Source organism: Paralteromonas sediminis, assembly GCF_003820355.1.
Classification (GTDB): Bacteria; Pseudomonadota; Gammaproteobacteria; order Enterobacterales; family Alteromonadaceae; genus Alteromonas_F; species Alteromonas_F sediminis.
In genome coordinates this window covers 430090-442441 of record NZ_RPOK01000002.1, presented here as the reverse complement: position 1 = coordinate 442441, position 12352 = coordinate 430090, and the positions used below count along the sequence as shown (strand labels likewise).

12 protein-coding genes are annotated in these 12352 nt (G+C 45.0%); 8 read left to right on the top strand and 4 right to left on the bottom strand.

Annotated elements, in window-relative coordinates:
- Positions 1 to 37 precede the first annotated feature (37 nt).
- Together DRW07_RS07265 and DRW07_RS07260 are read right to left on the bottom strand one after the other, a co-directional pair.
- Complete coding sequence (locus DRW07_RS07265) at positions 38 to 1315, bottom strand: DNA recombination protein RmuC (RefSeq protein ID WP_377923184.1); 1278 nt, start codon at positions 1313 to 1315, stop codon at positions 38 to 40.
- A gap of 126 nt (positions 1316 to 1441) precedes the next feature.
- On the bottom strand, positions 1442 to 2968 hold the full coding sequence (locus DRW07_RS07260) for a fumarate hydratase (RefSeq protein ID WP_124027223.1): 1527 nt from the start codon (positions 2966 to 2968) through the stop codon (positions 1442 to 1444).
- Between the two features lie 80 nt (positions 2969 to 3048).
- Between DRW07_RS07260 and pabB the strand changes: the two genes are divergently transcribed.
- The 3 genes from pabB (at position 3049) to DRW07_RS07245 (ending at position 6545) form a co-directional block, all read left to right on the top strand.
- Entirely contained in the window at positions 3049 to 4464 is a 1416-nt protein-coding gene (gene pabB / locus DRW07_RS07255; RefSeq protein ID WP_124027222.1) for an aminodeoxychorismate synthase component I, read from the top strand.
- Complete coding sequence (locus DRW07_RS07250; protein ID WP_124027221.1) at positions 4461 to 5027, top strand: CoA pyrophosphatase; 567 nt, start codon at positions 4461 to 4463, stop codon at positions 5025 to 5027. The genes pabB and DRW07_RS07250 overlap by 4 nt, the downstream gene beginning before the upstream one ends.
- Positions 5028 to 5159: 132 nt before the next feature.
- Positions 5160 to 6545, top strand: coding sequence for an L-serine ammonia-lyase (locus DRW07_RS07245; protein WP_124027220.1), 1386 nt, complete (start codon positions 5160 to 5162; stop codon positions 6543 to 6545).
- 3 nt (positions 6546 to 6548) lie between these two features.
- Here DRW07_RS07245 and cysB read toward each other — a convergent pair whose 3' ends face one another.
- Positions 6549 to 7523: an HTH-type transcriptional regulator CysB gene (cysB, locus tag DRW07_RS07240; RefSeq protein ID WP_124027219.1), complete on the bottom strand. Its 975-nt coding sequence runs from the start codon at positions 7521 to 7523 to the stop codon at positions 6549 to 6551.
- Positions 7524 to 7712: 189 nt separating this feature from the next.
- Here cysB and DRW07_RS07235 point away from each other — a divergent pair, with 189 nt between their 5' ends.
- From DRW07_RS07235 to yfbR, 3 genes are all read left to right on the top strand, one after another.
- The gene (locus DRW07_RS07235) at positions 7713 to 8420 is read left to right on the top strand and encodes a sensor histidine kinase (protein ID WP_240630532.1); all 708 of its coding nucleotides are present in this window, start codon (positions 7713 to 7715) and stop codon (positions 8418 to 8420) included.
- Positions 8421 to 8487: 67 nt separating this feature from the next.
- Positions 8488 to 9252 (top strand): hypothetical protein, encoded by a 765-nt coding sequence (locus DRW07_RS07230; RefSeq protein ID WP_124027218.1) that lies wholly within the window; start codon positions 8488 to 8490, stop codon positions 9250 to 9252.
- Between the two features lie 54 nt (positions 9253 to 9306).
- Positions 9307 to 9912: a 5'-deoxynucleotidase gene (yfbR, locus tag DRW07_RS07225; RefSeq protein ID WP_165870441.1), complete on the top strand. Its 606-nt coding sequence runs from the start codon at positions 9307 to 9309 to the stop codon at positions 9910 to 9912.
- Between the two features lie 38 nt (positions 9913 to 9950).
- On the opposite strand, the gene DRW07_RS07220 is transcribed toward yfbR, so the two are convergent.
- A complete protein-coding gene (locus DRW07_RS07220; protein WP_124027216.1) occupies positions 9951 to 10835 on the bottom strand; it encodes a LysR family transcriptional regulator in 885 nt (294 codons plus the stop codon).
- 114 nt (positions 10836 to 10949) lie between these two features.
- Here DRW07_RS07220 and DRW07_RS07215 point away from each other — a divergent pair, with 114 nt between their 5' ends.
- Together DRW07_RS07215 and DRW07_RS07210 are read left to right on the top strand one after the other, a co-directional pair.
- On the top strand, positions 10950 to 11663 hold the full coding sequence (locus DRW07_RS07215) for a CoA transferase subunit A (protein WP_124027215.1): 714 nt from the start codon (positions 10950 to 10952) through the stop codon (positions 11661 to 11663).
- A complete protein-coding gene (locus tag DRW07_RS07210; RefSeq protein ID WP_124027214.1) occupies positions 11663 to 12322 on the top strand; it encodes a CoA transferase subunit B in 660 nt (219 codons plus the stop codon). Before DRW07_RS07215 ends, DRW07_RS07210 begins: the two co-directional genes overlap by 1 nt.
- Positions 12323 to 12352 lie beyond the last annotated feature (30 nt).

Genomic DNA, 12352 nt, shown 5'->3' with positions numbered 1-12352 from the left:
GCCTCATCATTTTACTGTAGGCACTGTTTAATCTTTGCTAAGCGTCGTCTTTATCGGCGACGCTGTGTTCTACCGAAGTCACATCCTCGTCACTCACTAGCTCATTGGGCAAGCGCTTATTGGGCTGCACCCCAAGCTCTCTAAACTGCTCTATTTGCCTTACAATATTGCCTCTGCCCTGAGATAACTTATTAAATGCTGAATCAAAATGTTTTTGTGTGGTATCTATCGTTTTTCCCAGCTTTTCCATATCAGCAATAAAACCGGTAAATTTGTCATAGAGCTTAGCGCCGTGCGTGGCAATCTTTTGCGCATTTTGATTCTGATACTCGTACTGCCATATATTGTTAATCGTGCGTAGTGCAACCAGCAAATTCGTTGGACTCACCAGCATGATGTTTTGCGACAGTGCAAAACCGACTAAATCAGGATCATTGTCAATGGCGAGTAAAAAAGCAGGTTCAACAGGCACAAACATCAACACATAGTCGAGTGTCTTCAAACCGGGAAGCGATTGATAATCTTTTTTGCTCAACCCTTTGATGTGATTCTTAAGCGATGCAACGTGCTCTTTTAAATACACGGCTCGTTCGTCTTCGTCATCGCTATTAAAGTACCTTTCATAGGCCGATAGGCTCACTTTAGAATCTATAACCACATCTTTATCGTTAGGCAAATGTACCACAACATCCGGCTGTTGTTGTTTACCCTCGTCTGACGTCACTGAAACCTGGGTATTGAATTCATGGCCTTCCCGAAGCCCCGATTCTGAAAGGATCCGTTCCAGTACAACTTCCCCCCAGTTACCTTGTTTTTTATTATCACCTTTAAGCGCCATAGTTAAAGCAGCGGCTTCTTCAGTGATCCTTTGATTGAGGGCTTTTAGGCTGAGGATTTCTGTTTTTAAGCTGGCTCGCTCCTGACCTTCCCTGACACTCTGATCATTAATTTGCCGTTTAAACGCTTCAAGTTGTTCTTTCAAAGGCCCAATCAAGGCATCCATTCCAGTGCGATTTAACTTGGTAAAAGATTCACTTTTCTGCTCAAAAATCCGGTTTGCAAGGTTTTCAAATTGCTCAGCCAGTCTCTTCTCCGTTGCATGCATCAGGGCAAGCTTTTCGTCATTAGCCTGTGCTTGTTGTGCAAAACTGGCCTTATCAGCCTCTGAACGGGCATTTAACTGTGCAAAGGCCTGTTGTTGTTCAAGTAAAGCCTGTTGCAGGTTATCACGCTGACGGGTTATTTCAGGTAATAGCGCGGCTTTTTCTGTTAGTGATAAAACCTGTTCGGACAGTAATTGTTGCTGCCCTTCCATAGTAACTATTTGCTGTGTGTGTTTTTTGCGCTGTACCAGCAATATTATCGCCATGCTGCCAGCGCCCAAAAGGGCGCCAACTAACATGGCAAGCAAAAGCGCTTGTGAGAGTTCAGGCATAAAAACTTAGCTTAATGCCTCGTTTAAATCGGCAATTTTGGCCTTCCATATCGCCGGGCCCGTCTCATGGGCATTAGCACCTGTACTGTCAACGGCTACGGTGACCGGCATGTCCTCGACGTCGAATTCGTAGATGGCTTCCATCCCCAGATCTTCAAATGCGACTACACGGGCATTTTTAATTGCCTTAGACACCAAGTAAGCAGCGCCACCTACAGCCATTAAATAGACTGATTTGTGTTCAGCAATCGACTTCACCGTCGCAGGCCCTCGTTCAGCTTTACCGATCATTCCAATCAAACCTGTTTGTTCGAGCATCATGTCAGTAAACTTGTCCATGCGGGTAGCCGTTGTTGGACCAGCCGGACCTACAACTTCATCACCGACAGCGTCTACAGGCCCCACGTAGTAGATAAAACGGTTGGTGAAGTCAACGCCATCAGGCATCCCCTCACCACTGTCAAGCATCGTTTGGATGCGCTTGTGCGCAGCATCTCTGCCTGTCAGCATTTTCCCAGAGAGCAAAATGGTCTCACCGACCTTCCACTCTTGAATATCGTCTTTGGTCAATTCGTCCATGTTTACGCGACGGGTGTTTTCACTCACTTCCCACGTCACTTTTGGCCAGTCTTCCAGTTTAGGCGCTTTTAAATTCGCAGGCCCACTGCCGTCCAAGGTGAAGTGTGCATGACGTGTTGCTGCACAGTTAGGGATCATCGCAACGGGCTTCGACGCCGCATGAGTCGGCATCGACTTAATCTTTACGTCGACAACGGTCGTCAAACCACCGAGTCCCTGCGCACCAATGCCTAGCGCGTTGACTCGATTGAAGATTTCAACTCTGAGTTTTTCTTCCGTTGTTTCAGGACCGCGTTCAATCAGCTCCTGTATATCCACAGGGTCCATTAAGCTTTCTTTCGCTAGCACTGCTGCCTTCTCTGCCGTACCGCCAATACCTATGCCTAGCATGCCCGGCGGACACCAGCCTGCCCCCATTGTTGGGAGCGTCTTTTCTACCCATGCGGCAATATCATCACTAGGATTCAACATCACCATCTTTGACTTATTTTCAGAACCGCCGCCTTTGGCTGCTATCATTACTTCAACCTTTTCACCCGGTACCATATCCAGGTGCACGACTGCTGGCGTATTGTCTTTTGTGTTTTTGCGCGAGCCAGCAGGATCCGCCACGATGGATGCCCGCAAAGGGTTATCCTTGTTTGTGTATGCGCGTCTGGTTCCTTCATCAACCATTTCTTGTACCGTCATGTCGGTTTTATCCCAAGTCACGCCCATGCCTACTTTAACAAAGCAGGTCACAATCCCCGTATCCTGGCAAAGCGGACGCTTACCTTCTGCCGACATACGCGAATTGATAAGAATTTGCGCCATTGCGTCTTTTGCCGCTTGGCTTTGTTCATTTTCATACGCTTTTTCGACAGCTTTCACGTAATCTAAGGGGTGATAAAAAGAAATGAATTGCAGAGCATCTTCAATGCTATCAATGAAATCTTGTTGACGGATCTCAGCCATGATGTTTCCTTAATATTATTTCAGCGTATACTAGCGCAACTTGGATTAAGCACGCCAGCGACTGTTGTTTTTACTTATACATGCTACCAGAAACTAAGCGATACCTGCACATAAGAGCGTTAACGAAAGCCCAAACTTTGCCTTTGCATGATAGGTTTGCAAGTGTTGCCAAAAGTCCCTATGCGCTCTTACTGGATTCTGCCGGGTCACAATCAGACAGTAATCGCTTCTCTTTTATGTTCTGGCATCCCAGCCATGTGGTACTCAGTCAAAGTAAACGTACCATTATTCATTGCCCTCAGAGCAATGAACGAACGTTTGTTCGAGGAAACGCTATTGATACTAGCGACGATCTATTAGCCATGTATTCTCAGTCCCTGACTATTGGTGAAGGTAGCAAAGACTTATCTGCTATCCTCCCATTTCAATCTGGTATCGCAGGTTATATTGGCTATGATTATGGTCGACTTTATTTGCATATTGGAGATTTACACACTGGCTATCACGCCCCCGACCTTTGCATAGGCTTATATCAAAAAGCCATAATTGTTGATCACGAGTCGGGTTCCCATTATTTTTGTTATGTCACAAACCACTCAGAGCCCTTTGATGACGATGCACTTGAGTTACCCTGTACTGGCATTAGTGAGGATCAATCCCCATTGACACTTACCCAGCCGTGGACCAGTAACCTAACTCAACAGGCATATCTAAAAAGTATTGATGCCATACACCATTATTTAAATGCTGGCGACTGCTATCAAACTAATTTTGCTCAGCGCTTTTCTGCACCTTATACCGGCGATGAATTTGCTGCTTACATGCGGCTGAAAGACAATAACAACGCGCCATTCTCTGCGTTCATGCGATTAAGTGAGGGCGCTATCATAAGCTTATCACCTGAGCGCTTTTTGTCACATAAAGACGGTGTCGTACAAACAAAACCTATAAAAGGAACTCGACCACGGCATCCCGACCCGGTTATAGACAAACAACAGGCTGATGCGCTGCTTTCGGCAGACAAAGACCGTGCAGAAAACCTGATGATTGTCGATTTATTGCGCAACGATCTGAGTAAGCACTGTAAACCCTTCAGTGTCAAAGTGCCTAAATTGTTTACACTGGAGAGCTATGAAGCCGTTCATCATATGGTCAGCACAATCACCGGAGAACTGTGTGACGATACAACACCCTTAACACTACTAAAAGACGCGTTTCCTGGCGGTTCAATCACAGGCGCGCCCAAAGTACGCGCCATGGAAGTTATCGATGAACTGGAACCTCATGGGCGAGCCATTTACTGTGGTAGCATTTTTTATATTGGCTGGAAGCAGGACATGGACTCAAGTATCTGCATTCGCACGCTACTAGCGGAAAAGCAGCAACTTTACTGCTGGGCCGGTGGTGGCATTGTCGTTGACTCTATCGCCGAAGATGAGTATCAAGAAACCTTGGACAAAGTGGCAAAAATATTACCCTTGCTGGAAAAAGGATGACACGCACCGAATTTTTAACTCGATTCCATCACATCAGAAACATTGATGCAGAGCCAGATTATCCCCTCCGCAAGCCAGGACTACCTGCGGCAGTGCTTGTTCCCATTGTAATTCGGCCCGAGGGGTTACAACTCCTTTTAACTGAACGCGCACACCACCTTCGACACCACCCTGGACAAATAAGCTTTCCTGGCGGGAAACTTGAAGCTGGAGAAACCGCGCAGCAGGCAGCGCAAAGAGAAGCATTTGAAGAAATTGGCCTGCATCCTGAACGTATTGAATGGATTGGCGCTTTGCCTAACTACCGTACTATCACGCGATATGAAATTGTGCCTTTGCTAGGATTTATTCATCCGCAGGACAACTACACCATTGACGCAAATGAAGTTGCCGACGTATTTGAAGTCCCCCTTGATTATATGGTTGATCAAAAAAACCATCTTACCTACCCGTTCAGTAAACGCGGTCGTAACTGGACGGTATTTTTTATCCCTTATAAAGACTATATGGTGTGGGGTGCTACTGCCGCTATTATTCGCAATCTCTCACATCATTTGCGTTAAAAAACTGCAACAATAGTACGTGACTTTTTTACATTCCATTAACTAAACTAATGCGAAGCATTAGGATTTCTTGCTTGAGTGGACCCTGCTCGTCATTAAAAATGCTAGACCGATTAGAATAAGGTAATAACGATGATAAGTGTATTTGACATGTTTAGTGTTGGCATTGGGCCTTCCAGTTCGCACACCGTGGGGCCAATGCGAGCCGCAGCGATAAGTGTGCTGAACCTTCACAATAACAGTCAACTAACGCGCGTTAAAGAGGTTCAGGTTGAGCTATATGGTTCTTTAGGCCAAACAGGAAAAGGCCATGGAACAGGAAAAGCAGTAATACTTGGATTAATGGGTTTATTACCAGAATCAGTAGACGTAGAGCAAATCGACAGCTTACTGCTTGAGGTAGATAACACCGAAAGTATTCGGCTCAACGATTGCCACTCAGTCCCCTTTCCAAAACAGGGCGCGATTGTATTTCACAGAAGAAAGTCGTTACCCAAACACGCCAATGCACTCACCTTCCATTTTACACTCGAAGACGGAAGCCAACTGAGTGACACCTATTATTCCATTGGCGGTGGATTTATCGTTAATGATAGAGACTTTGACGAAGTAAAAGAAAACGCGCTATCCGCCTCTGGCCAGGTTCCCTACCCGTTTAAAACAGCTGAAACATTACTCAGTTTATGCAAAGAGAATGGCATGCGAATCAGCTCATTGATGTTAAAAAATGAAGTGGCACTGGTGTCAGGAGGCAAACACGAAGAAAAGTCAGTAACAGCAAAGCTCCATGATATATGGAAAACCATGAAAGCCTGCATTGAACGGGGCATGGGGCAAGAAGGTATATTACCAGGCGGGCTCAAAGTGGTAAGGCGAGCGCCTGCGCTCTATCGACGACTGCAATGTGAGCACTCGGATGATCCTATGCAAACCATGGACTGGGTTAACTTGTTTGCGCTTTCGGTGAATGAAGAAAATGCGGCTGGCGGTCGTGTTGTGACTGCACCCACCAATGGTGCTGCAGGTATTATCCCAGCTGTTATGGCGTATTTTAATAAATTTGTTCGCCCTTTAGACGAAGAAACGGCAGCTCGTTTTCTGCTGACAGCGGGTGCTATCGGTATTCTGTATAAAGAAAACGCGTCAATTTCTGGTGCAGAAGTAGGTTGCCAGGGAGAAGTAGGTGTGGCGTGCTCTATGGCTGCGGGTGCACTTACCGAGATTTTAGGTGGCAGTGTCCAGGCAGTAGAAAATGCGGCCGAAATTGGCATGGAACACAACCTAGGGTTAACGTGCGACCCGGTTGGCGGATTAGTACAAGTACCCTGTATTGAGCGCAATGCCATGGGGGCAATAAAAGCGATCAATGCTTCGCGATTGGCGTTGCGTGGTAGCGGTGATCACAAAGTGTCTCTAGACAAAGTGATCAAAACCATGCGCGATACGGGTAACGATATGAAAACCAAGTATAAAGAAACTGCTCGAGGCGGTCTTGCGGTCAATATTATCGAGTGTTAATGCCTATTTGACTGGCAATGTATAGTTTTTAAACATCTTTTCGACTTCGTCGTTATTCTTCAGCATCATTGCCTTCTCTACCTTATCTTTAGTGAGATGAGGGGCAAAACGCTCGATGAAGTCGAACATGTAACTGCGCAGAAAGCTTCCCTTGCGAAAACCGATTTTTGTTGTGCTGTACTCAAACAGGTGACTAGCGTCAATTTTTATCAGATCTTTGTCGGTCTCTTCCGATACTGCCATAGAGGCAATGACGCCTATTCCCACACCTAAACGCACATAGGTTTTAATAACATCAGCGTCTGTTGCAGTGAATACAATTTTTGGTGTAAGTCCTGCGCGTTCAAATGCTTGATCTAATTCTGAACGGCCGGTAAAGCCAAATACATACGTTACCAGTGGGCAATCTGCAATATCGTCAATTGTAATACTGGTTTTCTTTGCTAGTGGGTGATCCTTGTTAACGATAACGCTGCGGTTCCAATGATAACAAGGCAACATCACCAAGTCGTTATACAGGTGCAATGCCTCAGTCGCGATGGCGAAATCAGCCTCACCTTTCGCTGCCAAATCACTGATTTGAGAAGGTGTGCCTTGATGCATATGTAGTGAAACCTTAGGGAATTTATGCATGAAGCCCTGGATAACATCAGGTAACGCGTAACGCGCCTGCGTATGCGTAGTCGCAATATTCAGCTTACCTTCATCAGGCAACGTGTGCTCCCGAGCCACAGACTTAATACTCTCAACTTTGTTAAGCACTTCTCTGGATAACTTGATGATTTGCTCACCCGCGTCGGTCACATGTGTGAGATGTTTTCCACTGCGTCCAAAGATTTGTACGCCCAACTCATCTTCTAGCATGCGCACCTGCTTACTTATGCCTGGCTGTGATGTGTACAGACTCTCAGCAGTAGCAGAAACATTCAGATTGTTGTTTAACACCTCAACGATATATCGAAGCTGTTGTAATTTCATAATGAACAGGTTCCAAAGCGAAAGTGACATCAAGGTTTAGCCACTAATCTTAAGACATTACCCAAAACAGCCAATAAAAAAAAGCGCAATTTATGACTTTGACAAGATAAGCATTTGGCTAGACGGATTTTTTTCACTTATTATGTAGGTATTGCCATTTCTCTCCAATTGTATGCAGGTACATCAGTTTTGAGCAAATTTGAACGCGATGAGTTAGATTTTTCAGCTGTACTGGCAGCCTCAGTCCACGATATGAAAAATTCTTTGAGTCTACTTATACAGTCAATTGAAACACTGAGTCTGCATGTACCGCTAGAAAACAAACTGGCACACGACCAAATCAGTAGTACCCATTATGAAGCGCTGCGATTAAATACCAATCTGGTACAAATGCTGTCACTTTACCGCTCTGGGATGTCCGATTTGCCACTTACTGTTGATGAACACAATATCAATGACATATTGGCAGATATAGAAGCCTCCAATCGTTACTATTGCGACCAAAAGGGAATTGAGTTGCAGTGGCAATGTGAGCCTGAACTATGCTGGTTTTTTGACTCAGAACTCATCTATTTACTGTTGAATGACGCCGTTATCAATGCGTTGAGGTATGGGAAAACGAAAGTAGTTATGTCTGCCTCTATCGAATTAACAAAAGAAGGGGAACAGCTGCTTATTGCCGTCTCTGATGATGGCGACGGCTACCCTGAATCTATGTTGTCTACCACGAATAAACAAGTGCACAAACCAAATCTCAAAGAGGGACGAACTGGCCTGGGACTGTTCTTCGCGAGCATGATTGCTGATGCCCATGACAACAATGGCAGACGAGGCGAGATTTCACTGGAAAATGGTGGTACGCTTGGTGGGAGCGTGTTTAGGGTAAAATTACCCTGAAACAGGTCGATATCAGATAATAATAAAATAGGATCGTGCGCTTTGGCGTATGCCGTAGGATCACACTATGTCATTTGAAATCATTGTTATTTTGGTGGTTGTTTTATTTATCGCTGCTATTTTTTTCAATGCTGTGCAACAGCACAGGGCAAAAATTGAGGCGGAAAAACGCGCTGAGGTAGCTAAACACAAAGCGATAATCGATGAAACAGAAAATGTGATAATGGCGTGTGGCCAGTTTCCCGTTTCTCAAAAGTTGATTGTTATTTTACAAACCCGCATTTTAAGTGCACTTAAGGCTATTAATGAAGTCAATTCAGACAATAGCGATATTAAACAGCGCATTAAAGACCAGGAAAAGGTACTTAGCGAAACCGATCCTGAAGCGGGTCCCGCTGTTAACGAATTCACCCTGCCCGACACAGATAAACTTATTATTCAATATATTCAGGGTGTTAAAAAGCTACGTATACTCCTTCGCTCGGAGCACAGTAAGGGTAAAATTGATACAAAGACCTACATTGAAGAAGACAAGCAACTCGAACGATTGCAACTAAAAGTAAATGTAGAAACCCTGGGTAGAAGAGCTGCAGCGGCACTGAAAACGAATATGCTTGGCTCTGCAAGGCAGTATTTGGAAAAAGCCATCGCTGCGATGGAAAATCAAAACCATCCCGATGATTACACCATAAGAAGACTCGCTCAGTTTCGTGACCAACTTGCCGAAATCCAGGACCAGCTAAAAAATGCGAATGCGCAAGACAGAGCGAAGAAGAAAGAAGAAGAAAGGGACGAACTGGACGAATTGTTTGCTCCTAAGAAAAAGTGGTAAATCACCTCCCCCATTTTACATCGTCCAACCTTGTACCAAGCAGGAAAGGCTACATTGAAAAGTAATTTTTTAGCATGGATTTATCGCCAGCGTTTCATAAAGCGCTGGAACCGTATGGATAACTCGGTACAAACCGACGTTGACCTTCACAGTCATTGCCTTAACGTATCCGTTGTTGCGCATCTTTTAGCTGAAATAGATAACCGGCGTTTTGGCCGGAGCCACAACGCTGAACGCATTGCGTTATTGGGTATCTACCACGAATGCGCCGAAGGCGTGAGCGGCGACTTACCTAGCCCGATCAAGTACGCCTCTCCCACAATCACGCGTGAAATAAAGCAGATGGAAGATGAAATTGAGCGCACTTGTGCACGATCGCTACCCATGTTTTTACAGCCCGTATTTGACAATTATATTATTCAAAAAAATGTTGATGCTGATGCTAAGCGCATTATAAAGGCAGCTGATGACATCGTCGCCTGGTTTAAGTGTAAGGAAGAGGTGGAAAAATCGGGCAATATCGATTTTACAGATGCCTTGATTAACCTTGAGGAAAAAGTCAACGAACACAGCAGCAATCTACCCTGTGTACAATGGTTTTTGGATAATTTCGAAAGTGGCTACACAAAGACAATCGATAAGCTAATGCAGCCTGGATAGAGCCCTGTAAGTATGCCGAATTGAAAGCCTCAAGGGCTTCAAGATAGTCTATTTTTACTGTCTTCCAACAGAAACCTTGCGGGCATGGATAAGGGTTTTCTCGAAGAGTGTATTATCCCTACTGCCCGATGGAGTTTTGGTTCATTAAAGGGCTTGCACACCAGCCCCTTCTGCTCCATTTGATAACGACATAACTCCGGCACGATAGCAATACCAAACGATTTCGCGACCAGTTGCCCAACCGTACCTAATTGGCTGGTTTCAGCAACAATGTTTAATTGTAATCCGGCAGGCAGAGCCTCATCAATCCATGTTCTGACCGACGTCTCTTTATGCATGATGACATGTGCCTCATCTCGCACATTCTGCCAGTCTAATTCACCTATTTGTGCCAGCCTGTGATTGGTTGACATCACTACAACGAAACGGTTTTCAAACAGAGGGGTAAAAATAAGCCCCTCCTTACGCTCAGGCTCAAACACAAACCCCAACTCACTTTTTCCGGCTAGCACACTGTCAATTACCTCTTCCATGACTTCGTCTCTAATGCGCAAAAACACGTTTTGATAAATACTATTAAAGCGCCTTAGAAGCTCTGGCAGATATGATTCAGCAAAGGCAGGCATACTGGCAACAGACAATGTTCCCCTGCGCAACGCAAAACGATTTTTTATGTCTAAAACTGCAGTATCCCAATGTGACAATAGCGCTTTGGCATCGTCAAAAAAGTGCTTCCCTTCCGGTGTCAGTTCCACAGTACGCGTTGTTCTTACAAACAATGCACCGCCTAGCGCTTGCTCCAGCTTTTTGATAGTGACTGACAAGGCAGGCTGGGTAATATGCAAATGGTCAGCCGCTTCTGCAAAGGTTGCACTTTTGGCAACCTGAATAAACGCCACAATTTGTTTGTAAGACACACTCACAGCTTACACCTATTAATAAATTAAATTTAATAATAATTAAATTAATTCAAATTTACTTTTGAAACAAGACGGATAGACTGAAATGCTAACAATTCATTTACAAAAGGAATGAGCATGTCTGGCTTCAATAAAGTAGTTGATAGTTACAGCGACGCAATGAAGGGCCTGGAAGACGGTATGACAATCATTGCTGGCGGGTTTGGTTTGTGTGGTATCCCAGAAGGGCTAATTACACAAATTAAGGCAATGGGTACCACAGGTCTTACAGTAGTATCGAACAATTGTGGTGTGGATGATTTTGGCTTGGGGATTTTATTGGAAGACAAGCAAATCAAAAAAATGATCTCATCCTACGTGGGCGAAAACGCCCTTTTTGAACAGCAGTTACTAAACGGCGAATTAGAAGTTGAACTGACGCCCCAAGGCACGCTCGCTGAGAAAATGCGGGCCGGTGGTGCTGGCATACCCGCTTTTTACACTGCTACAGGATACGGAACCCCCGTAGGTGAAGGTAAAGAAGTTAAAGAATTCAACGGTCGCCCCTATATTATGGAAGAGTCTATCACCGGCGATTTTGCCATTGTTAAAGCATGGAAAGCTGATCCATTTGGTAATTGTGTATACCGCCACACAGCGCAAAACTTTAATCCTATGGCAGCCACAGCGGGAAAAATCACCGTGGTAGAAGTAGAAGAAATTGTTCAACCCGGAGAGCTGGACCCAGCACATATTCATACCCCAGGTATCTATGTAAACCGCGTAATCAAAGGTGATTTTGAAAAGCGCATTGAACGCCGCGTGTTAGCAAAAAATGAGGAGACAGCATAATGGCCTTAACCCGAGATCAAATCGCTATGCGTGTTGCTCAGGAATTTAAAGATGGAGACTATGTCAACTTGGGCATAGGCATCCCAACCCTTGCGGCTAATTACGTCCCTGAGGGCATATCCGTCATGTTGCAATCAGAGAATGGCTTACTAGGAATGGGACGTTATCCCACCGAAGATGAAGTCGACGCTGATATGATCAATGCAGGTAAGGAAACCGTTACCGCGATTACAGGCGCTTCCATATTTAGCTCTGCTGAAAGTTTTGCAATGATTCGCGGAGGGCACGTGGATTTCACTGTGCTAGGTGCATTTGAAGTTGATGTGAATGGCAATATTGCGTCTTGGATGATTCCAGGAAAATTGATAAAAGGCATGGGTGGCGCTATGGATCTGGTAGCCGGTGCAAAAAACATCATAGTGACCATGACGCACGCTGATAAAAAAGGTAATTCAAAGCTTCTGCCTGCGTGTACCCTACCGCTTACAGGTGTAAATTGTATTACCCGTATCATTACCGACCTTGCCGTGTTGAAGATAGAAGACGGTGCATTCGTGCTGACTGAGCGCGCGCCTGGTGTAACGGTAGAAGAAATTAAGGAAAAAACAGCAGGAAAGCTTGTTGTACCTGACAATGTGCCAGAAATGGTTATTGCGTAACCTCCATCATCGAACTCTTTGGGCTACATG